Annotated in this window: 21 protein-coding genes; 16 read left to right on the forward strand and 5 right to left on the reverse strand. The window is 64.9% G+C overall.

Going from position 1 to position 20,324, the window contains the following annotated elements; all coding sequences use genetic code 11:
* A partial coding sequence (locus tag SOX55_RS04060) for a class I tRNA ligase family protein (protein WP_325286156.1) occupies positions 1–1,354 on the forward strand: 1,354 nt, incomplete at its 5' end.
* A 181-nt stretch (positions 1,355–1,535) separates the two neighbouring features.
* Positions 1,536–1,721, forward strand: a complete 186-nt coding sequence (gene rpsU, locus SOX55_RS04065) for a 30S ribosomal protein S21 (protein WP_325286157.1) — start codon at positions 1,536–1,538, stop codon at positions 1,719–1,721.
* 100 nt (positions 1,722–1,821) lie between these two features.
* Here the strand turns inward: rpsU and SOX55_RS04070 are convergent, their stop codons facing one another.
* A complete protein-coding gene (locus tag SOX55_RS04070) occupies positions 1,822–2,586 on the reverse strand; it encodes a hypothetical protein (RefSeq protein WP_325286158.1) in 765 nt (254 codons plus the stop codon).
* A 76-nt stretch (positions 2,587–2,662) separates the two neighbouring features.
* Here SOX55_RS04070 and SOX55_RS04075 point away from each other — a divergent pair, with 76 nt between their 5' ends.
* The 3 genes from SOX55_RS04075 to SOX55_RS04085 all read left to right on the forward strand — a co-directional run bounded on the left by SOX55_RS04075 (position 2,663) and on the right by SOX55_RS04085 (position 4,482).
* On the forward strand, positions 2,663–3,175 hold the full coding sequence (locus tag SOX55_RS04075; protein WP_325286159.1) for a YqeG family HAD IIIA-type phosphatase: 513 nt from the start codon (positions 2,663–2,665) through the stop codon (positions 3,173–3,175).
* A gap of 148 nt (positions 3,176–3,323) precedes the next feature.
* Positions 3,324–3,890, forward strand: a complete 567-nt coding sequence (gene efp, locus SOX55_RS04080) for an elongation factor P (protein ID WP_325286160.1) — start codon at positions 3,324–3,326, stop codon at positions 3,888–3,890.
* A gap of 172 nt (positions 3,891–4,062) precedes the next feature.
* Positions 4,063–4,482: a CD1247 N-terminal domain-containing protein gene (locus tag SOX55_RS04085; protein WP_325286161.1), complete on the forward strand. Its 420-nt coding sequence runs from the start codon at positions 4,063–4,065 to the stop codon at positions 4,480–4,482.
* A gap of 339 nt (positions 4,483–4,821) precedes the next feature.
* Here SOX55_RS04085 and SOX55_RS04090 read toward each other — a convergent pair whose 3' ends face one another.
* Both SOX55_RS04090 and SOX55_RS04095 read right to left on the reverse strand, forming a co-directional pair.
* Entirely contained in the window at positions 4,822–5,604 is a 783-nt protein-coding gene (locus SOX55_RS04090; protein ID WP_325286162.1) for a hypothetical protein, read from the reverse strand.
* Between the two features lie 3 nt (positions 5,605–5,607).
* Positions 5,608–6,447, reverse strand: coding sequence for a pantothenate kinase (locus SOX55_RS04095; protein WP_325286163.1), 840 nt, complete (start codon positions 6,445–6,447; stop codon positions 5,608–5,610).
* A 193-nt stretch (positions 6,448–6,640) separates the two neighbouring features.
* Between SOX55_RS04095 and SOX55_RS04100 the strand changes: the two genes are divergently transcribed.
* From SOX55_RS04100 to SOX55_RS04150, 11 genes are all read left to right on the forward strand, one after another.
* Complete coding sequence (locus SOX55_RS04100; protein WP_325286164.1) at positions 6,641–8,089, forward strand: nicotinate phosphoribosyltransferase; 1,449 nt, start codon at positions 6,641–6,643, stop codon at positions 8,087–8,089.
* A gap of 175 nt (positions 8,090–8,264) precedes the next feature.
* Complete coding sequence (locus tag SOX55_RS04105; RefSeq protein WP_325286165.1) at positions 8,265–8,654, forward strand: DUF6323 family protein; 390 nt, start codon at positions 8,265–8,267, stop codon at positions 8,652–8,654.
* Complete coding sequence (locus SOX55_RS04110; protein WP_325286166.1) at positions 8,645–9,499, forward strand: DUF6179 domain-containing protein; 855 nt, start codon at positions 8,645–8,647, stop codon at positions 9,497–9,499. The genes SOX55_RS04105 and SOX55_RS04110 overlap by 10 nt, the downstream gene beginning before the upstream one ends.
* Before the next feature lie 80 nt (positions 9,500–9,579).
* The gene (locus SOX55_RS04115; protein ID WP_325286167.1) at positions 9,580–11,280 is read left to right on the forward strand and encodes an HlyD family efflux transporter periplasmic adaptor subunit; all 1,701 of its coding nucleotides are present in this window, start codon (positions 9,580–9,582) and stop codon (positions 11,278–11,280) included.
* On the forward strand, positions 11,277–12,014 hold the full coding sequence (locus SOX55_RS04120; protein ID WP_325286168.1) for an ABC transporter ATP-binding protein: 738 nt from the start codon (positions 11,277–11,279) through the stop codon (positions 12,012–12,014). Before SOX55_RS04115 ends, SOX55_RS04120 begins: the two co-directional genes overlap by 4 nt.
* A complete protein-coding gene (locus SOX55_RS04125) occupies positions 12,011–13,207 on the forward strand; it encodes an ABC transporter permease (protein WP_325286169.1) in 1,197 nt (398 codons plus the stop codon). Before SOX55_RS04120 ends, SOX55_RS04125 begins: the two co-directional genes overlap by 4 nt.
* Positions 13,208–13,387: 180 nt before the next feature.
* Positions 13,388–15,019, forward strand: a complete 1,632-nt coding sequence (locus SOX55_RS04130) for an efflux RND transporter periplasmic adaptor subunit (protein ID WP_325286170.1) — start codon at positions 13,388–13,390, stop codon at positions 15,017–15,019.
* Positions 15,003–15,731: an ABC transporter ATP-binding protein gene (locus SOX55_RS04135; RefSeq protein ID WP_325286171.1), complete on the forward strand. Its 729-nt coding sequence runs from the start codon at positions 15,003–15,005 to the stop codon at positions 15,729–15,731. Before SOX55_RS04130 ends, SOX55_RS04135 begins: the two co-directional genes overlap by 17 nt.
* Positions 15,728–16,969 carry an ABC transporter permease gene (locus tag SOX55_RS04140; RefSeq protein WP_325286172.1) on the forward strand — a complete coding sequence of 414 codons (1,242 nt, stop codon included), beginning with the start codon at positions 15,728–15,730 and terminating at the stop codon, positions 16,967–16,969. Before SOX55_RS04135 ends, SOX55_RS04140 begins: the two co-directional genes overlap by 4 nt.
* A gap of 114 nt (positions 16,970–17,083) precedes the next feature.
* Complete coding sequence (locus SOX55_RS04145) at positions 17,084–17,557, forward strand: RNA polymerase sigma factor (protein ID WP_325286212.1); 474 nt, start codon at positions 17,084–17,086, stop codon at positions 17,555–17,557.
* Entirely contained in the window at positions 17,554–18,384 is an 831-nt protein-coding gene (locus SOX55_RS04150; RefSeq protein WP_325286173.1) for a DUF3298 and DUF4163 domain-containing protein, read from the forward strand. Before SOX55_RS04145 ends, SOX55_RS04150 begins: the two co-directional genes overlap by 4 nt.
* A 48-nt stretch (positions 18,385–18,432) precedes the next feature.
* Here SOX55_RS04150 and SOX55_RS04155 read toward each other — a convergent pair whose 3' ends face one another.
* Positions 18,433–19,221 (reverse strand): TIGR04255 family protein, encoded by a 789-nt coding sequence (locus SOX55_RS04155; RefSeq protein ID WP_325286174.1) that lies wholly within the window; start codon positions 19,219–19,221, stop codon positions 18,433–18,435.
* Between the two features lie 67 nt (positions 19,222–19,288).
* The gene (locus tag SOX55_RS04160) at positions 19,289–20,101 is read right to left on the reverse strand and encodes a cell wall hydrolase (protein ID WP_325286175.1); all 813 of its coding nucleotides are present in this window, start codon (positions 20,099–20,101) and stop codon (positions 19,289–19,291) included.
* Positions 20,102–20,324 lie beyond the last annotated feature (223 nt).

Genomic DNA, 20,324 nt, shown 5'->3' on the forward strand with positions numbered 1-20,324 from the left:
CGTGGAGGTGGTCAAGGGCGGCGATGTGACCAAGTGCGCCTTCGCCCTGAAGGACGATACCGGCATCATGGTCAACTCCGACTTCCTCAACGGCCTCACCGTCAAGGAGGCCATCCCCGCCATGAAGAAGTGGGTCACGGAGCATGGCATCGGCCGTCCCAAGACCAACTTCAAGCTCCGTGACTGGGTGTTCAGCCGCCAGCGGTACTGGGGCGAGCCCATCCCTCTGGTGAAGTGCGAGAAGTGCGGCTGGGTGCCCCTGCCGGAGGAGCAGCTGCCGCTGCTGCTGCCGGAGGTGGAGAGCTACGAGCCCACCGATGACGGCCAGTCCCCCCTGTCCAAGATGACCGACTGGGTGAACACCACCTGTCCCAGGTGCGGCGGCCCCGCCCAGCGGGAAACCGACACCATGCCCCAGTGGGCCGGCTCCTGCTGGTACTTCCTGCGGTATATGGACCCCCACAATGACAAGGCCCTGGCCAGCAAGGAGGCCCTGGAGTACTGGTCTCCCGTGGACTGGTACAACGGCGGCATGGAGCACACCACCCTGCACCTGCTCTACAGCCGGTTCTGGCACAAGTTCCTGTATGACATCGGTGTGGTGCCCACCAAGGAGCCCTACGCCAAGCGCACCAGCCACGGCATGATCCTGGGCGAGGGCGGCGAGAAGATGTCCAAGTCCCGGGGCAACGTGGTGAACCCCAACGACATCGTGGATCAGTACGGCGCCGACACCATGCGGCTGTATATCATGTTCGTGGGCGACTTCGAGCAGGCCGCCACCTGGTCCACCGAGGCCGTCAAGGGCTCCAAGCGGTTCCTGGACCGCGTGTGGAACCTGGCGGAGAGCGCCGCTGACAGCTATGAGGTCACTCCCGCCAACGAGCCCATCCTCCACAAGACCATCAAGAAGGTGACGGAGGATATCGACACCCTGAAGATGAACACCGCCATCGCCGCCATGATGACCATGGTCAACGAACTGTCCGCCAACGGCGTCACCCGGGGCGACATGGAAACCCTCCTGCTGCTGCTGAACCCCTTCGCTCCCCACATCACCGAGGAGCTGTGGGAGCGGCTGGGCTTCGCGGAGCGCACCGGCAAGATGTGCTGCCAGGCCCAGTGGCCCGTGTACGATGCCGCCAAGACCGTGGCCGCCACGGTGGAGATGGCCGTCCAGGTCAACGGCAAGCTGAAGGGCGCCGTCACCGTGCCCGCCGACAGCGATGAGCAGACCGTGGTGGCTGCCGCCATGGAGGTGGAGAAGGTGAAGAAGGCCACCGAGGGCATGAAGACTGTCAAGACCATCTTCGTGAAAAACCGGCTGGTGAACCTGATTGTAAAGCCCCAGTGAGCCTGTCCCCCGCCTGCCGCCGGCAGGGACTGTGGAAAAGTTTCCCGGGGAAAATCCGGATTTTTCAACATTGTCCTTGACAAGCCGGTGGGAAGTCAGTATAATGGTCCCGTTGAAGCCATATTTTATGGCCCTTAAAGTGCTGTGGTTTGCCCGGCATTCTGGAGGGAGGGAAATATAGATGTCTGAAATTCATGTGAAGGACGGCGAGTCCATCGACAGCGCCCTGAAGCGTTTCAAGCGCAGCTGCGCCAAGGCCGGCGTGATCGCGGAGGTTCGTAAGAGAGAGCACTATGAGAGCCCCAGCGTCAAGCGCCGCAAGAAGTCCGAGGCTGCTCGCAAGAACAGAAACAAGCGTTATTATTGATGTGCAGAACCGCTGTGCCGCAAGGCACAGCGGTTTTCTGTCGCCATGAAGCGCGGCCCGTGAACACGGGGGAATCGGAAGGGGGGACGGAAACTCCTCTTCAGAGGGAGCCGTTTGCCCGGAAAATTCCGGGCAGAATATCCTCTACCTCCGGATACATGACGAAGGCGGCCGCCGCCCCCACGGAAGCGCCGGTGCGCAGCTTGCGGCGGATGGTGTCGGCGTCGTCGAACAGGATGAAGCGGGGCAGGCCCTTGCGCAGGCAGGTGAAGTACCGGGCGCACAGCTCCGGGGAGAAGAACACCGCCGGCTTTTCCTCCTCCATCAGCCTGCGCAGCTGCTCCCGGGACAGGGCCGTCCCCTCTCCGGTGACAGCGGGCAGGGGGAAGTCCATGGCCAACCGCTCCACGTCCAGGGCGATGGCGCCGTATTTGGCCTTGGCCTCCTGCAGCCGCTGCTGGAAGCTGCCGCCGGAGACGGCGGTGTTGATGAGAACCACGGCGCCGGGCACGGCGCAGCTCTCCGGCACAAACAGGGGCCGGCGGACGGACCGGAGCTGCTGGCTCAGCAGCCGGACGAAGCCCCGGCGGTCCGGCGTGGGCGGCTCCTCGAAGTCCAGCACCACCCCCCGGTAGCCCCTCCGCCCGCACTCCCGCAGCACGGCGGCGCACAGCCGGTCCGGCGCGGCAATGAGGGGAGCGTCCCGGTCGCTGACGGACAGCAGCCCGCCCCGGACCTCCGGCGGCAGGTCCCGGCGCAGCAGGGCGGACTCCGGCCCGATGCGGTAGGCCACGTTGGCCAGCTCCCGGGTGTAGTGGAGGGCGGCTTTGCGCTCCGGCGGAGCGACGGAAAGATACAGCGTCAAAAAAAGACCCCCTTGTGCAAGGCCGCGGAGCCTGTTATACTATGCGGTATTACGATATGAGAGGAGCAGGCGGATTATGAGCCTTTCCCTGGTGCCGGACGTGATCTTCGACTGCTGCCGGCAGATCACCCCGGCATTTCTGGCGGAGCGGGGGGTGACGCTGCTGCTGAGCGACCTGGACTATACCCTGGCCCCCATGTCCGCCCGCCATCCCGACGAGGCGGTGAAGGCCTGGATTCAGAGCCTGCAGGAAGCGGGCATCACCTTTATGATCGTCTCCAACAACCGCTCCGGCCGGCGGGTGACGGACTTCTGCTCCCAGCTGGGCGTGCCCTATCAGGGCCACGCCCGGAAGCCCAGCCCCGCGGGGCTGCGGGCCGCCATGGCCCGGGCGGGGGCCGACGCGGCCCACACCGCCATGCTGGGGGACAAGCTGCTCACCGACGTGCTGGCGGCCCACCGGGCGGAGGTGCTGTCGTTGATGGTGGAGCCGGCGGGGGGCGCCGTGACCCTCTGGCAGAAGGTGCTCCACGCCCTGCAGGCCCCCTTCAAGGCCCTCTGCCGGGAGGACCGCCGGGAAAAACACTGAAAATTTTCCGGCTTTTCGGAATTCTGGAGAAAACCCCTTGCAATCGGGGCAAACTTAGGATAAAATATCTACGGCATTTTATGAGAATACAGAGAAAATGTCCTCCTGAAGGTCGTTTTCTCAGAGAGATTTAAAGGAGGAAGAAACGATGCCTATTACTGCCGGCGATTTCCGGAAGGGTATGATTTTTGAGATGGAAGGAAAGCCCATGGTGGTCGTGGACTTCCAGCACGTGAAGCCCGGCAAGGGCGCTGCCTTCGTGCGCACCAAGTACAAGAACATCATCACCGGCGCCATCCGTGAGGAGTCCTTCAACCCCACCGCCAAGTTCGAGCAGGGCGCTCTGGAGCGCAGAGACGCCGAGTACAGCTACAACGACGGCGATCTGTATTACTTCATGGACCCGGAGACCTTCGATATGACCCCGCTGAACAAGGACGTGCTGGGTGACGCCTTCGCTTTCGTGAAGGAGAACACCATGTGCAAGCTGGTGAGCTACAAGGGCAACGTGTTCACCGTGGAAGTCCCCAACTTCGTGGACCTGGTGGTCACTGAGACCGAGCCCGGCGTGAAGGGCGATACCGCTACCAACGTCACCAAGAAGGCCACGCTGGAGACCGGCGCCGTCATTCAGGTTCCTCTGTTTATCAACGAGGGCGAGAAGATCCAGATCGACACCCGTACCGGTGAGTATCTGGGCCGCTGCAAGGAGTAATTCCGTGAAAACAGGGGGACGCAAGTCCCCCTTTTTCTCAAGACGGCCGGGGCTTCCCGGCAGTCGGATATGGTATGGAGCCCCGGCGGGATCAGCGCTCCGGGGGTCCGCAAACCCGCGCCGTCTGCCGGCGCGCAACGCTGCTTTTATTTGACGAAAGGAGCATGTCACGATGGAAATCACTGAGAAGGTCGCTTATCTGAAGGGCCTGGCCGATGGCCTGGGCCTGGACGCCGAGAGCAAGGAGGGCAAGGTCCTGCTGGCTATGATCGACGTGCTGGACGACATCGCGCTGGAGATCGAGGATCTGAAGGACGCGCAGGACGAGCTGGCGGACGGCCTGGACGCTGTCAGCGACGATCTGGAGGATGTGGAGGACGTGGTCTTCGGCGAGGATGACTACGACGAGGACGAAGAGGAGGACGAGGACGAGGAGTCTGAGGACTGCTACGCCACCACCTGCCCCAACTGCGAGGAGGTCATCTACTTCGACGAGTCCATTCTGGACGACGGCGAGGTCATCTGCCCCAACTGCGGCGAGAAGCTGGAGTTTGAGCTGGAGGAGGAGCCGGAGGACGGCGACGAGGAGTAATCTCCCTTCAAAAAGTCTGAAAAAGGTCCCGGACCGCAGGGTCCGGGACCTTTCAGTTTGAGGAAAGGCTTCTGGTGTGAGAAAGGGTTTCGCTTCGCAGGGGGAGTATGAGGGGGCGGGAGCCCCTTCATGTGGAATCGAATGCCTGCAAAAAGCCTGCGCAGCAAGCGTTTGCGCCGCGCAGCGGCAGCTTTTTGGACTGCGTAGCAGGCAAAAAAGCGAGGCATTATTCAGGCTGCCGAAAAGTCCGGAGGACTTTTTCGGCAGCCTGAAAAGGTCCCGGACCCTTGTGGTCCGGGACCTTTTTTGCGAAATCGCGCAGGGGAAGCGGTCTGATGCTCACGGGTCCCGGCGGGGCGGGGGAAAGGCCGTTCCCAGCAGAACCTTGATGACCCAGACGAAAAACAGCAGCACCAGCACGGGGATGACGCAGGCGGTGACGATCATCACCGCCAGGGCCTCGATAAACCGGTTCAGCACGTTCTCCGCCGCCTCCACCGCGCCGGAGACTCCCTCTTTCACCGTGGTCAGCAGCCCGGACAGCAGCCCCTGGTCCGTCTCCGTGCCCTCCGCCTGGTCCTCAATGGCCTGGGTGGTCTCCCGGGCGGAGTCCAGCGTGCTCTGAATGGAGGCGTCGTAGACCGACTCGATGAGGTTGGAGGCCTGGACGCTGGCGGGCACCACCAGAAAGATGGCGGCGGCCAGGGCCAGCAGCCGGAGGGAGATAGAGCGGAGCGTGCCGCTTTTCCGGAAGGCGTTGACGGCCAGCAATCCGCAGGCGAGGGGAATCAGAAAGGCAAAGGAGGCGTAGCCGGTGAGGACGGTCAGGTACTTTTCCAGGTAGATGGCGCACAGCACCAGCAGAAAGCCGGCGCTCAGGTCCGCCAGCTTGTCGGCAATGGGGGTGGCGGCGTCTCCCGGCAGCAGGGTGATGGCCGCCGACGCCGCTGTGGCCGCCGCTGCCAGCTCCATCACCGTGGTCCGCTTTTCATCCAGGGCGTCGGTGGTGGAGCGGTGGAATTCCGGCGACGCCGCGAACCGGGACAGCACGAACATGGACACCAGCGCCGCCAGAATCAGGGCGGCTGCCCGCCGGGCGGGTCTTGCGCTCGTTCCTCCCATGGCTCACTCCAGTCCTTTGGAGCGCAGGGAGCACAGCGCCGCGCCGATGGCGGTGGCGAAGGTGGCGTTCTCCGGAATGATGTACCGCAGGCCGTAAAGCCGCCCAAAGCTGCGGAAGTTGGGGCCGGCCTGGTCCAGGGTGGTGAGGGAGCCGGTGAGGATCACCGTGTCGGCGCCGCAGCTCCGGCAGGCCAGCACCGACATGGTGCCGATGGCCTGCAGCACCAGGTTGATGACGCCGGCAGCCAGGTCGGCGGGGGTGGCGTCCTCCGCCAGGTCGCCGAAGTTGGCGGCGGTCATGTGGGGGTCCAGCGTGGGGGGAATGGAGCGATAAATGCTCTGAATGGTCAGGTCCACATGGTCCAGATCCCCCTCCAGCGCCAGCTTTTTCACCTGGCCGAACCGCTCCATGCCCACCAGCTTCCGGCACAGCCCCGAAAGGGTGCCGCCGCCGATGCCGCTGCCGCAGAGATGGCGGACCTCCCCCTCCCGGGTCACGTGGAGGAAGGCGGTGCCGGTGCCCATGGACACCACCACGCCGGTCTCCTGCCCCGACAGGGCCAGGCCGCCGGTGCCGATGGCGGAGAACTCGTCCACCTGCTCCGTGGGGATGCCGAAAATATCCCCCTCCACAAAGGTGGCGCCCACGCCGGTGAGCACCACCCGGGCCACGTCCGTCAGCTCCAGATGGTTGCTGACCAGGAAGTTGCCCAGACTGCCGAACAGCGCCGTCACCGGGTCCTCGGCGTTGATGCGCAGCATGGAAATGGGCCGCCCGTCGGCCCCCAGACCCACGATTTTCGTGGCGGAACCGCCAATGTCAATGCCCAGAATGACTTTCATAATCAAAATCCCCCGTTCCCCCTCGTTTCAAAGGGAAGATGGTTCCATCATAGGGGAGCGGCCCGCAAAAGTCAATTGTCCTGACAGAAGATTGACAAAAATCAGGAAAGCGATTGCTTTTGACAGCGAAGGGCATTATAATGGGTGTCAAGACATCACAAAGCGCTGCGGCGCCGGTTTTTTGGAGAGTGCGATGAAAACGGAAGAAAAGCTGAATATGACCATGCTTTGCGACTTCTATGAGCTGACCATGGGGTATGGCTACTGGAATTCCGCCTACAAGGACAGAATCACCTATTTTGATGTGTTTTTCCGGGATGTGCCGGACAAGGGCGGCTTTGCCATCTGCGCCGGCCTGGATCAGATCATCGACTATATTCAGGACATGCATTTTGACGAGGAGGACATTGCGTTCCTGCGGTCGAAAAAGCTGTTCAGCGAGGATTTCCTGGAGTACCTGCGGAATTTCCGGTTCACCGGCGATATTTACGCCATTCCGGAGGGCACCCCCATCTTCCCCCGGGAGCCGGTGCTGACGGTCCGGGCCCCCGCCATTGAGGCCCAGCTGATGGAGACGTTCCTGCTGCTGGCCATCAACCACCAGAGCCTCATCGCCACCAAGTCCAACCGGATTGTCCGGGCGGCGGACAGGCGGACGGTGCTGGAGTTCGGCTCCCGCCGGGCCCAGGGCGTCGACGGCGCCATTGTGGGCGCCCGGGCGGCGTACATCGGCGGCTGCAAGGGCACTGCCTGCACCATTTCCGACGAGCTGTACGGCGTTCCCGCCGGCGGCACCATGGCCCACGCCTGGGTCCAGATGTTCGATGACGAGCTGGAGGCCTTCAAGACCTACTGCAGAATCTATCCCCACAACGCCACGCTGCTGGTGGACACCTACAACACCCTGCAGTCCGGCGTGCCCAATGCCATCCGGGCCTTCAACGAGGTGCTCAGGCCCATGGGCATCACCAAGTGCGGCATCCGGCTGGACTCCGGCGACATGGCCTACCTGACCCGCAAGGCCCGGAAGATGCTGGATGACGCCGGCTGGACCGAGTGCCAGATCTCCGCCTCCAACTCCCTGGATGAGCATATCATCCAGGACCTGCTGCGCCAGGGGGCCTGCATCGACATGTTCGGCGTGGGCGAGCGGCTGATCACCGCCCGCAGCGAGCCGGTGTTTGGCGGCGTGTACAAGCTGGCCGCCGTGGAGGACGAGAACGGCACCATCATCCCCAAGATCAAGATCAGCGAGAACGTGGACAAGATCACCAATCCCCACTTCAAAAAGACCTACCGCCTGTATGACCGGGAGACCGGCAAGGCGGAGGCGGACTACATCGCCGTGTATGACGAGGTTGTGGACGACACCAAGCCCCTGGAGCTGTTCGATCCCCGGGCCACCTGGAAGCGCAAGACTCTCACCAATTTCACCGCCCGGCCGCTGCAGGTGCCCATTTTCCGGAACGGTGAGCTGGTGTACCAGCGGCCCACCCTGCAGGAAATTCAGGCCTACTGCGCCCGGGAGGTGGACACCCTGTGGGACGAGGTCAAGCGGTTTGACAACCCCCACAACTACTACGTGGACCTGTCCCAGAAGCTGTGGGACATCAAGCAGGAGCTGCTGCGGAAAAAGAAGTGACATGAAAGGCCCTCCCGCCGCCGGCGGGAGGGCCTTTGGCAAATCGCCGGGAAGCCGGGGAAAATCGAAAGATTTTCCCCAGCTTCCACCGTTATATTACCACAAAACGGGGGAAATTTCAAGTCTTGTCCTTCCCGTCCCCCGGGTGTAAGAAACATGGGAAGGAGGCGATGAGATGGATCTTTTCGGACTGCAGCCGGCGGCGGGGGATCTGGCGCTGTGCGAGGACGCCATGGCCCGGTGCGGGCTTGTCCTGACGGCGGAGGAGCGGCGGCAGCTGTGGGAGGACCGGCTCCGGGTGCTGCGGGACACGGGACGGCTGGAGCTGGGGGAGCCGCTGCTGCCCCGGCTGGCGCTGGCCTTCTGCGACTCCCCCTGGGCGGAGCCGGAGACCTGGGCGGAGACGCTGGCGGAGCTGCAGGAGCTGTTTTACCACACCAAAAACCGCACGGGCCTGCCGGACGAGGAACTGCTGAGGGCCTTGCGGCGGCTGTTTGACGGCCCCGCCCACGGCAGCGTGGAGCGGGTGGAGGCACTGCTGGAGGAGGGAACGGAATGGAACTGATGCAGCTTCCCCTGACGGAGGCGGAGCAGACGGAGGCGCGGGCGCGGCTGTACGGCCTTCTGACGGAGCAGGCCCGGAAATACACCCTGGGGGAGAGCACGTCGGTGCCGGTGGAGCTGGCGGAGGAGCTGCTGTCCTCCCTGTGTCTGACCCTTGGATTGTCCCCGGCGGAGCCGGAGCGGGCCAGGCAGCTGCTGGCGCTGGACTGGAATGCGGAGCTGAAACGGGGCCGGGCGGCGCTTTGGGACTGCCTGGCCCGTGGAAAGCGGCTGTGGGAGAGCGCCTGCGTGCAGTCCTTCGCGGAGGACAGCGTGGCCCTGACGGACACCCTGCGGGCCATGGGGCGGTACTGGCAGCGCTATGACCTGCGGTACTTCGCCCACCGCGTTCCGGAGGACATGGACTACCCCCTGTTCGTCCCCGTTCCGGAGGACCGGATGGGGCCGGTGTACGCGGAGCGGTGGCTGGAGCAGCTGCTGCTGGAGCAGCGGTTCCTGAACCGGCTGGGGCCGTCCCGGTGCCGCCGGGCGCTGCGGGCCGCGGCGGGGCCGGAATATCGGTGGGTGCCCATGAACCTGTTCGCCCCGCCGGCGTCGGCGGCCATCGGAGAGCTGCTGGCGGAGCCGGGGGACGGCGCCCCCCTGGCGGAGCGTCTGGCGTCGCTGTCCCGATCGGAGCGGCGGCAGCGGCTGGAGCTGGCGGGGGAGGCGCTGTGCCGCGCGTTGGACCTGACGCTGCCGCCGGAGCGGGCACTGATCCGATGCCTGACAGCGGACATCGCGCCGCGGCTGGAGGCGGCGCTGCCTACCGGGGATCTGACGGGGGTGTTTCCCGGGGAAAGCTGAAAAAATATCCGGTTCTTTAAGCTTGGTTTTAGCTTTTTCTGGTATTCTTCCTCCATCATCCACGGAAAGGACGGGGAATCATGACGCAGAACACCTCGGAAACCCAGGCTGCCGTCCCGGCGGCCAAACAGAAGAAACGGTTCGGAAAGAAGTGGCTGGTGCTGCTGATCCTGGCGGCGGCGGTGGTGGCTGCCGTGACGCTGCTCCGCCGGCAGCAGGCCCAGAAGGCCCAGTCCGCCGGTACAACCTATACCACGGCGGAGGTGACCCGTCAGTCTGTCACCCGGACTCTCACCAGCAGCGGCACTCTGGAGCCGGCGGATTCCTACACCGTCAACACCCTGGTGTCCGGCGAGATCCTCAGCGACACCTTTGAGGAGGGGGACCTGGTGGAAAAGGACCAGCTTCTCTACACCATGGACTCCTCCGACGCCTCCGCCTCCCAGACCCAGGCCAGCAACAGCTATTCCCAGGCCCAGCGGAACTACCGGCAGGCGGTGGACGGCAAATATCCCACCGCGGACATGACCGGCACCGTCAAGGAGGTCTACGTCCGCAACGGCGACACCGTCAACAGCGGCACGCAGCTGCTGAAAATCGTGGGGGATGACCGCATCACCATGGATTTCCTGTTCAGCTATGTGGACAGCAGCCAGTTTTATATCGGCCAGACCGCCGATATTTTCATCACCGGCCTGGAGGGCTCCATTCAGGGCACGGTGGAGGGCGTCTCCTCCGGCGGCAACGCCGACGGCACCGGCCGGGTGAACACCACCGTCCGGGTGACGGCCCGGAATCCGGGGCTGGTGAGCTCCAGCTATACCGCCAGCGCCGTCATCGGCAGCTATACCAGCTACGGGGAGTCCGGCATCCACGTATCCGACGCCACCGTCATCACCGCCTCCGCCTCCGGCAAGGTGGCGGACCTGAACTGGCTGGCCGGCGACGCCATCCAGATCGGCGACCGGATCTGCACCATCACCGGCGACAGTGTGGACAATCAGATTGAAAATGCCCGCATCAGCCTGGTGAACGCCCAGACCAGCCTGGAAAACGCCCAGGATAAGCTGGAGGACTACCAGGTGACCGCTCCCATCTCCGGTACGGTGGTCACCAAGACCGCCAAGGCCGGCGACAAGATCGAGGGCGGCGGCTCCAGCGGCACCCTCTGCACCATCTATGACCTGAGCTATCTGGAGATGACCATGAGCATCGACGAGCTGGACATCAGCGACGTGGCGGTGGGCCAGACGGTGAGCATCACCGCCGACGCGGCGGCGGGCAGAACCTATACCGGCACCGTCACCAAGGTCTCCGTGGCAGGCTCCACCTCCGGCGGCATCACCACCTATCCCGTCACCGTCCGCATCGACGAGACGGAGGGCCTGCTGCCCGGCATGAACGTGGACGCCGCCATTGTCATCGCTCAGGCGGACGACGTGCTGACCATTCCCAGCAGCGCGGTGAGCCGGGGCTATGTGGTGCTCATCACAGCCGACTCTCCCAGCGCCGCCAACGCCGCGGACCGGGAAGCGCCGGAGGGCTACGTCTATGTGGAAATCACCACCGGCATTGACGATGACAGCACCGTGGAGATCACCTCCGGACTGCGGGAGGGGGATACCGTGGCCTACGTGGCCGCGTCCGGCAGCAGCCAGAACAGCATGATGATGGGCGGCATGATGATGGGCGGTATGCCCGCCGGAGGCATGCCCGCCGGCGGAGCGCCGGGCGGCGGACAGGGCCGGCCCAGCGGCGGCGGAGGAGGACCCAGAGGATGAGCGCGCTGATCGAATTCCTGGAGGTGTGCAAAACCTACGTCATGGGTGACTCCGTGGTCCGGGCGGCGGACCACATCTCCATGTCCATTCAGAAGGGGGAGTTCGTGGCCATTGTGGGCCAGTCCGGCTTCGGCAAGTCCACCTGCATGAACATCATCGGCTGTCTGGACGTCCCCACATCCGGCACCTATCTGCTGGACGGCCGGGACGTGGGAGCCATGAACAAAAACCAGCTGGCGGCCATCCGCAACAAAATGCTGGGCTTCATTTTCCAGCAGTACAACCTGCTGCCCAAGCAGAACCTGCTGGAAAACGTGGAGCTGCCGCTGATGTACGCCGGGGTGCCCCGGGGAGAGCGGCGGCAGCGGGCCCAGGCGGCCCTGGAACAGGTGGGCCTGGGGGACAAGAGCCGCCACAAGCCCAACCAGCTCTCCGGCGGCCAGCAGCAGCGGGTGTCCATCGCCCGGGCGCTGGTGGGGCGGCCGGCGGTGATCCTGGCGGACGAACCCACCGGCGCCCTGGACTCCCACACCAGCCGGGAGGTGCTGGGGATGCTGAAGGACCTCCACCGCCAGGGCAACACCGTGGTGCTCATCACCCATGACAACTCCATCGCCGTCCAGGCCCAGCGGATCATCCGCCTGGAGGACGGCCGGGTGGTGTATGACGGCGACGCCCACGCACCGGAGGCGGTGGTGCAGCCCCACGCGGCGGAAGAGGAGGCGCGGCCATGAGCATTCTGGAGACCTTTCAGCTGTCCCTGAAGAACATCTGGGCCAGCAAGATGCGGACCTTCCTCACCATGCTGGGCATCATCATCGGCGTCATGGCGGTGATTGTCATTGTGGGCCTGGGCAACGGCATGCAGCACTACATTGAGGACAGCTTCGCCGACCTGGGCACCGACTCCCTGACGGTGATGGTGATGGGCCGGGGCTCCTCCCGCTCCGTGTCGGAGGAGCAGATGTATGAGATGGTGGAGGAGAACAGCGATATGCTGAAAATGCTCTCCCCCACGGTCAGCGTGTCCTTCCCGGTGAAAATCGGGTCCGACACCGTCAGCACCACCTCCGTCAGCGGCGTCAGCGAGGACTACTTCTCCATGAAGGGTTACGAGGTGGCCCAGGGACGGGGCATCCAGTACATGGACATCGCCAGCCGGAAAAAGGTGTGCGTGGTGGGCCAGTACCTGAACACAGCCTACTTCGGCGGCAGCGCCGTGGGCCAGACGGTGAAGCTGGGAAACAACACCCTGACCATTGTGGGTGTCATGGCGGCGGAGACCGACGATCCGGAGGAGGGCGGCACCGATGACTGCCTCTTCCTGCCCTATTCCACCGCTGCCCGCATGAGCTATTCCGGCACCATCGGCAGCTACGTCCTCACCGTCCAGGACAAGGACGAGATCGCCCAGGCCAAGACCCTGGTGGAGGGAGAGCTGTACAAAATCTTCGAGGATGAGGACGCCTACAAGGTCATCAGCATGTCGGAGATGCTGGACACCATGAACTCCATGGTGAACATGATCATCTGCGTGCTGGCGGCCATTGCCGCCATCTCCCTGGTGGTAGGCGGCATCGGCATCATGAACATCATGCTGGTGTCCGTCACGGAGCGGACCAGGGAGATCGGCGTCCGCAAGGCCCTGGGGGCCCGGGAGAGCGTCATCCTCCGCCAGTTTGTCATGGAGGCGGCCACCACCTCCGCCCTGGGCGGCGTTCTGGGCATTGTGCTGGGCTTCGGCCTCTCCGCCGTGGCCACCACTATCATCACCAGCCTCATGGAGGCCAGCCTGACGGTGCGGCCCTCCGTGGGAGCGGTGGCCGTGGCCTTCGGCGTGTCCGTGGGCATCGGCGTGCTGTTCGGCTACCTTCCCGCCAGAAAGGCTGCCGCCCTGAACCCCATCGACGCCCTGAGAAGCGAATAACGGTTCCCCTCCTTCCCGGCCCGGATGCCCCTCTCGTCCGGCCGGGAGATGCAGGTACCCTCCGGAAGTCCGGAGGGTACTTTTTTTGCCGCCGGAAAAAAGTGCTTGACAAACTGTATTATTGTGTTATTGTATTGTGTACGTAATACAACAGTACAAATTTGGAGAGCAGGTGCTTTTATGGAAGAATTGCGGACTGTGGAAACGGCGGCCGCCGGGACGGGTACCCTGCCGGCAGGCGGAAGAAGGAAAAAACGCCGGGGCTGGAAGTGGCTGGCGGCAGCGGCGGTGCTGGCCGGGGCGGCGCTGGCGGCGGTGAAGCTGCTGGGCGGCGGCCAGACCGCCCCGGCGGGGGAGAGCTACCGGCCGGTGCAGGTGATCCGCCGGGACATGGCGGTGTCCGTCACCGGTACCGCCACGCTGGAGCCGGCGGACGCCTACGACGTGACGGCCCTGGTGTCCGGGGAGATTCTGGAGGCCCCCTTTGAGGAGTTCAGCCGCGTGGAAAAGGGGGAGCTGCTGTACGCCATTGACGACAGCGCCGTCCGGGACTCTGTCAGCGGCGCCGCCATCGGCGTGGCCCAGGCGGAGCTGAGCTATCGCCAGGCCACGGAGGCCAGAACCCCCAAAGCCCCCATCTCCGGCGTCATCGCCGAGACCTGCGTGAAGGACGGCCAGACCGTCACCGCCGGGCAGATGATTGCCAGAATCATGGCCAGCACCGATGTGACGGCGGATTTCCTCTTTACCTACGTGTCCCCCGACGCGTTTTTCGTGGGCCAGAGCGCCACCGTGTTCATCGACGGGCTGGCCGGATCGGTGCAGGGCACGGTGGCCGCCGTGTCCGACGATTCCACCGTCACCTCCACGGGGCGGCAGGCCTGCACCGTGCGGGTAAAGATCGCCAACCCCGGCTCCCTGACGGATTCCGGCAGCTACACGGCCCAGGCGGTCATCGGCAGCTATACCAGCTACGGCCAGACACGGCTGGCCATGACCGGCAGCGCCGCCGTCACCGCCGCTGCCTCCGGCACGGTGTCCGGCTTCCGCAAGCCCGCCGGCAGCACCGTCACCGCCGGGGAGGCCCTGTGCACCCTGGTGTCCGGTGACATTGATGACGCCATCCGCACGGCCCAGCTCTCCCTGCAGCGGGCGAAGCTGACCCAGAGCACGGCGGAGGACAGCGCCGACGGCTACCGCATCATCGCCCCCATCTCCGGCACGGTGATTCAGAAGAACTTCAAGGCCGGGGACAAGGTGGACGGCGTCTCCTCCGGTACCCTGGCGGTGGTGTATGACCTCAGCTGCCTGAAGGCGGACATGGCCGTCAACGAGCTGGACATCGGCAAGGTCCGGGTGGGCCAGGAGGTGGAGATCACCGCCGACGCCCTGCCGGGGCAGACCTTCACCGGCGTGGTGGAGAAGGTCAGCATCGCCGGGTCCACCACCAACGGCTTCACCACCTATCCCGTCACCATCCGGGTGGAGGACTACGGCGACATGCGCCCCGGCATGAACGTCTCCGCCAGAATCATCGGCGACGGGGTGCGGGACGCCCTGTGCGTCCCCAGCGGCGCCGTCCGCCGGGGGGACACGGTGCTCCTTCCGGGACCGGATACCCCCGCCGCCGGGGAGAACGGCCTGGTGACCGCCCCCGCCTCTGCCCTGGAGGAGCGGGTGGTGACCATCGGCGCCGCCGACGCGGCGTATGTCCAGATTCTCGACGGCCTTGGGGAGGGGGACACGGTGCTGCTGCCGGTGTCCCCGGAGACGGAGCAGACAGGAGGGACGGACAGTGGCGCATCTGATTGAACTGCGGGACATCCGTAAAATCTACCCCATGGGGGAGGAGACGGTCCGGGCTCTGGACGGCGTCAGCCTGACGGTGGACGCAGGGGAGTTTGTGGCCATTGTGGGCCAGTCCGGCTCCGGCAAGTCCACCTGCATGAATATCATCGGCTGCCTGGACGAGCCCACCTCCGGCACCTACCGGCTGGGGGGCGTGGATGTGTCCACCATGGACGATGACCATCAGGCGGAAATCCGCAACCGGATGCTGGGCTTTGTGTTCCAGCAGTACAACCTGATCCCCAAGCTGACGGTGCTGGAAAACGTGGAGCTGCCGCTGGTGTACGCCGGGGCGGACCCCCGGGAGCGCCGCTGCCGGGCCATGGAGGCGCTGGAGCGGGTGGGGCTGGCGGACAAGAGCCGCCACCTGCCAAACCAGCTCTCCGGCGGCCAGCAGCAGCGGGTGTCCATCGCCCGGGCGCTGGCGGGGAAGCCCTCCGTCATTCTGGCGGACGAACCCACCGGCGCCCTGGACTCCCGGACGGGCCGGGAGGTGCTGTCATTTCTGAAGAAGCTGAACGCGGAAGGCGACACGGTGGTCCTCATCACCCATGACAACTCCATCGCCCTCCAGGCCCGGCGGATCATCCGCCTGCAGGACGGCCGGGTGATCTATGACGGCGACGCCTCGGACCCCGACGCGGTGGTCCGGTCCGGAGAGGAGGCGGCGGGATGAACGTGACCCAGGCCTTCAAGCTGGCGCTGAAGTCCCTGCGCACCAGCAAAATGCGGTCCTTCCTCACCATGCTGGGCATCATCATCGGCGTGGGCTCCGTCATCATCATTATCTCCCTGGGCAACGGCCTGACGGGCATGGTGGAGCAGCAGGTGGCCAAATTCGGCGTGGACCAGATCATGGCCTACGTGTGGGGCCGGGGCGACGGCTCCACCATGCAGATGGACCCGGAGGAGATGTACGGTTTCGTGGAATCCCATCCCGACGTGTTCACCGGCGTCACCCCCTGGGTGGGGGCCGGGCAGGGCGTCCGGCTGGGCAGCCGGGAGTTTGAAAAGACCGGCATCTACGGCGTCAGCGAGGCCATGTACCGCCCGGAGACCCGCACCACCCTGGACGGCGACACCCTGGCCTCCGGCCGCTACCTCCAGTACGTGGACGTGGCCCAGAGGCAGAACGTGTGCGTCATCGGCGCGTATCTGGAGCAGGAGGCCTTTCAGGGAGACGCCCTGGGCCGGACCCTCTCCATCCGCGGTGTGCCCTACACGGTGGTGGGGGTGCTGGAGCGGAGCAGCGAGATCATGGAGGAGGGGCGGAGCGACGACCGGGTGTATATCCCCTATGAAAACGCCCTGCAGCTGGCAGGCAGCCGCACCGTGACACTGTACCAGCTCACCGCCGTCAGCCGGGACCAGGCGGCGGAGGGCAAGCGGCTGCTGACGGAGATGCTGATGGATCGCTACCAGGATTCCGAAGCCTTCTATATCGAGACCATGCAGGAGCAGGTGGTGATGATCAACACCATGATGGGCGTGGCCATGGCGGTGCTGGTGGCCATCGCCGCCATCTCCCTGCTGGTGGGCGGCATCGGCATCATGAACATCATGCTGGTGTCCGTCACGGAGCGGACCAGGGAGATCGGCATCCGGAAGTCCCTGGGGGCCAGGCGCCGGGACATCCGCCGCCAGTTTCTCATTGAGGCCGGCACCACCTCCGCCATCGGCGGCCTGGTTGGCATCCTGTTCGGGTGTCTGGTGTCCATGGCCATCGGCTCCGTGGTGGGCGGAATGCTGATTTCCGGTCTGGGGGTTACCGGCGTTACCTTTGACGCCGTTCCCACGTTGTCCTCCGTGGTCATCAGCTTCGGCGTGTCCGTGGGTATCGGCATGCTGTTCGGCTATCTCCCGGCCAACAAGGCCGCGGGCCTGAACCCCATCGACGCCCTGAGAAGCGAGTGAAATCATGCGCCGGAAGAAATTTTTTCGAAAAATTTCTTCCGGCGCAAACTTTTTTCTGGTATGCTCCGTCTATCAGTCAGAAAACAGACAGAAAGGAGTGATCCGGTGAGCGGAATGACCCAGCGGGAGCTGGAGGAGTATCTCATTGACCAGCAGACCTCCCTGTACCGCCTGGCCTACAGCTGCCTGCGCAGCCGGGAGGACGCGCTGGACGCGGTGCAGTCCGCCGTCTGCAAGGCGCTGGAGAAGCGGACATCCCTGCGGGACGCCTCCGCCGTCCGGGCCTGGACCACAAGGATCCTGTGGAACTGCTGCACGGACCTGCTGCGCCAGCGGCAGCGGACGGTGCCTCTGGAGACTGTGGAGACCACCGGCTGCGAGGACCCGCCGCCGGAGGATGATTCCCTGGGGCGGCAGGTGGAGGCGCTGCCGCCGGAGCAGCGGACGGTGATCCGCCTGCGGTTCTATCAGGAGCTGACGCTGCAGGAGATTGCGGAGGTCACAGGCTGCCCCCTGAGTACGGTGAAAACAAGACTGTATGCTGCGCTGAAGCGGCTGCGGGTATCCATGGAAGGAGTCATACTATGAGCAATCCCTTTGAGCAGGAGAAGCGGAACTACGATGCCACCCCCATTCCGGAGGAGCTGGATGAGCGTGTCCGGGCAGGCATCGCCCAGGGCCGGCGGCGGGCCGCCGCCCGCCGCCGCTTCCGCTCCCTGGCAGGCGCGGCGGCCTGCATGGTGGTGATGGTGGGCGCCCTGAACGTCAGCCCCGCCTTTGCCTCCGCCGCGGCGGAGGTGCCGGTGGTGGGCGGTGTGTTCCGGGTGCTGACGGTGCGGAACTATCAGGAGACCAACGAGGACCGGACGCTGGCGGTGGAGCAGCCGGTGGTGGACGGCGAGAGCGCCCTGGTGGACCGCATCAACGCGGAGATCGCGGAGCGGGTGGCGGCCAAGACCGCCGAGGGCGAGCAGGCCATTGCCGACTACCGGGAGGCCTTCCTGGCCACCGGCGGCACCCAGGAGCAGTGGGCACAGCACGACAACAAGGTTACCGTCACCTACGACGTGAAGTCCCAACAGGGCGGCGTGCTGTCCTTCTCCGTCACCAGCGACGTGTCCTTCGCCGCCGCCTACCGGGAGACGGTGTACTACAACCTGGACATGAACCGTGACGCGGAGCTGACCCTGGCGGACGTGCTGGGGGAGGACTGGGTGAACGTGTGCAACGACGCCATCCGCACGGAGATTGCCAAGGCCCCGGAAAACTACTTTGCCGGGGACATGGGCGGCTTCACCACGGTGGATGACACCACGGCCTTCTACATCAACGGCGCCGGCCGGCCGGTGGTGGTGTTCCCGGCCTACACGGTGGCCCCCGGCTTCATGGGCGACGTGGAGTTCATCATCGGATAACGGAATCAAAAATGTCCCCTGACCGCAAGGTCAGGGGACATTTTGCGCTTATTTCGGCTCCATGGCGGAGCGGAGCACGTCGGTGACGGCGCCCTCAAACAGCGCCTCGCCGTGGGCGTGGAGGGTCTCCAGCGCGCCGGCGGAGAGGGTGCAGGGCAGCTGGCCGCCCATGGACAGATCCATGTCCAGCAGGAACTTCATCTCCGGCTCCGGCTGGCCGTTGGGCTGCTTCAGCCGGGCGGGACCGGCGTGGATCTTGGCGGTGCAGCTGGAGTCCAGCTTCACCTGGAAGTCCGTGGTGCAGCCCAGGAAATTCTCTTCCGGCAGTCCGCTGTCCGCCATGGGCCCGGTGTAGGCGGGGGACAGCAGCTCCGTCCAGGGACAGCCCGTCAGGCCCAGCTTTTCCCGGGAGATGATGTTGCGGTACCGCAGCCCCACCCGCTCAAAGTAGGCGGGCTTGTACAGGGCGATGAACTCCGCCAGGGGCTTGTCCAGCTGGCGGGCGAACTCCTCCCAGCCGGTGTAGTGCAGGGTGGACAGGGCGATGAAGCCCTGAGACAGGTTCAGCTTCCACAGCCCGTCAGCGGACAGGAAGTTGTAGTTGGGCACGGGGGGCTGCTGTTTGATCTGGGGGTTGGGGCTGCCCAGCCCCACGATCTGGGGCGGCACCCGGTCCTCCCGGCGGGCGTAGCGGGGGAAGATGTCCCGGATGGCCTCCTGAAAATCGGCAGGCTCCTTGGTGTTGATGGAGAGGATGGTGGGGAATCGGAGCTGGCAGATGACCTCCCGGAGGGGGGCTTTGCCGTACACGGTCCTGGGATGCCTGGAAAGCAGCATGGTATTCGGCTCCTTTGCGTTTTTTGTTGGCTTTATTCTATCCCCCTTCCGCGGAAAAGTCAACGCATCACAGATAGAAGCGGTGGCAGCCGATGGTGGTGTAGTATGTACGGTTCTGCCGGATCCACGTGCCCTGGGACAGGGCCGGGGCAAAGAAGTAGAGGCACGCTCCCACCGGGCTTTCGCTGCCGCTGAGCACCGCCTTCGCCGCCGCCACCGATTGGGCCGTGGGGGGATCGTAGATGGTGCCGTTGCTCACCGGCTCGAACTGCACACCGTTCTTCCGGTCAAACACCACCTCCCGGATGGTATTGGGGAACTCCGGGGAGGCCACCCGGTTCATTACCACGTGGCCCACGGCCAGCTGTCCGGTGAGGGACTCCCCCCGACTCTCGGCGCTGATGACCCGGCTGAGCCAGTACAGATCCTCTTCCGACCAGCTCTCCGCCTGCCGTCCCGTGGCCACGGCGGCGCCTCCCAGGGCGCTGTCCCACCGCACCTGCCAGCCCAGGGCGTCGCACAGCGCCCGCACCGGCACGTAGGTCCGGCCGTTTTCCACGTAGACCGCCGACGGCACGGCGTGGCGGCGGTCGTTGACCCACAGCACGCTTTCCCCCGGCCGCATGGACACGGTGCGGCCCGGCTGGTACGCCACCGCCAGTCCGTTGGCCCCGTCCCAGGCCACGGTCCAGCCGCCGGCGGTCTCCAGCAGCGTCCGCAGCGGCACGGCGGTGATGCCGTTTTCCAGGTAGGACACCCCCGGCAGCAGCGCGCCGTCCACCGTCACTGGAACGGTGCGGCCGGCCGCGGCGGCGGAGGGCGTCAGGGCGGAGAGGGTCAGCAGGGCGGCGGCAGCCGCGCTCAGTAGTTTTCGGCGCATGGAAACGTTGTCCTTTCTGACGTTATTGACCCCAGGTCTGGGGGCCTTTGGCAACAGCATACAAAAAGTTACAAAAAGTAACAACCCTCAAAGTCTGGCAGTGCCGGAAATCCCTGCCGGCACTGGCAATGTGCGGCAAAATCCGGGGCGGATTTGGCGGGAATGCCGAATCTGCGGAGCCGGGATTGACAATATCGTTTGTCGATATTATGCTGGCCTCAGA

Source organism: Dysosmobacter sp. (assembly GCF_034093755.1).
Lineage (GTDB): Bacteria > Bacillota > Clostridia > Oscillospirales > Oscillospiraceae > Oscillibacter.

Excerpts from the sequence above, each read along its gene's own strand:
- rpsU (WP_325286157.1), top strand. The coding sequence starts at position 1,536 with ATGTCTGAAATTCATGTGAAGGACGGCGAGTCCATCGACAGCGCCCTG.
- SOX55_RS04075 (WP_325286159.1), top strand. The coding sequence starts at position 2,663 with ATGAGCCTTTCCCTGGTGCCGGACGTGATCTTCGACTGCTGCCGGCAG.
- efp (WP_325286160.1), top strand. The coding sequence starts at position 3,324 with ATGCCTATTACTGCCGGCGATTTCCGGAAGGGTATGATTTTTGAGATG.
- SOX55_RS04085 (WP_325286161.1), top strand. The coding sequence starts at position 4,063 with ATGGAAATCACTGAGAAGGTCGCTTATCTGAAGGGCCTGGCCGATGGC.
- SOX55_RS04090 (WP_325286162.1), bottom strand. The coding sequence starts at position 5,604 with ATGGGAGGAACGAGCGCAAGACCCGCCCGGCGGGCAGCCGCCCTGATT.
- SOX55_RS04095 (WP_325286163.1), bottom strand. The coding sequence starts at position 6,447 with ATGAAAGTCATTCTGGGCATTGACATTGGCGGTTCCGCCACGAAAATC.
- SOX55_RS04100 (WP_325286164.1), top strand. The coding sequence starts at position 6,641 with ATGAAAACGGAAGAAAAGCTGAATATGACCATGCTTTGCGACTTCTAT.
- SOX55_RS04105 (WP_325286165.1), top strand. The coding sequence starts at position 8,265 with ATGGATCTTTTCGGACTGCAGCCGGCGGCGGGGGATCTGGCGCTGTGC.
- SOX55_RS04110 (WP_325286166.1), top strand. The coding sequence starts at position 8,645 with ATGGAACTGATGCAGCTTCCCCTGACGGAGGCGGAGCAGACGGAGGCG.
- SOX55_RS04115 (WP_325286167.1), top strand. The coding sequence starts at position 9,580 with ATGACGCAGAACACCTCGGAAACCCAGGCTGCCGTCCCGGCGGCCAAA.
- SOX55_RS04120 (WP_325286168.1), top strand. The coding sequence starts at position 11,277 with ATGAGCGCGCTGATCGAATTCCTGGAGGTGTGCAAAACCTACGTCATG.
- SOX55_RS04125 (WP_325286169.1), top strand. The coding sequence starts at position 12,011 with ATGAGCATTCTGGAGACCTTTCAGCTGTCCCTGAAGAACATCTGGGCC.
- SOX55_RS04130 (WP_325286170.1), top strand. The coding sequence starts at position 13,388 with ATGGAAGAATTGCGGACTGTGGAAACGGCGGCCGCCGGGACGGGTACC.
- SOX55_RS04140 (WP_325286172.1), top strand. The coding sequence starts at position 15,728 with ATGAACGTGACCCAGGCCTTCAAGCTGGCGCTGAAGTCCCTGCGCACC.
- SOX55_RS04145 (WP_325286212.1), top strand. The coding sequence starts at position 17,084 with ATGACCCAGCGGGAGCTGGAGGAGTATCTCATTGACCAGCAGACCTCC.
- SOX55_RS04150 (WP_325286173.1), top strand. The coding sequence starts at position 17,554 with ATGAGCAATCCCTTTGAGCAGGAGAAGCGGAACTACGATGCCACCCCC.
- SOX55_RS04155 (WP_325286174.1), bottom strand. The coding sequence starts at position 19,221 with ATGCTGCTTTCCAGGCATCCCAGGACCGTGTACGGCAAAGCCCCCCTC.
- SOX55_RS04160 (WP_325286175.1), bottom strand. The coding sequence starts at position 20,101 with ATGCGCCGAAAACTACTGAGCGCGGCTGCCGCCGCCCTGCTGACCCTC.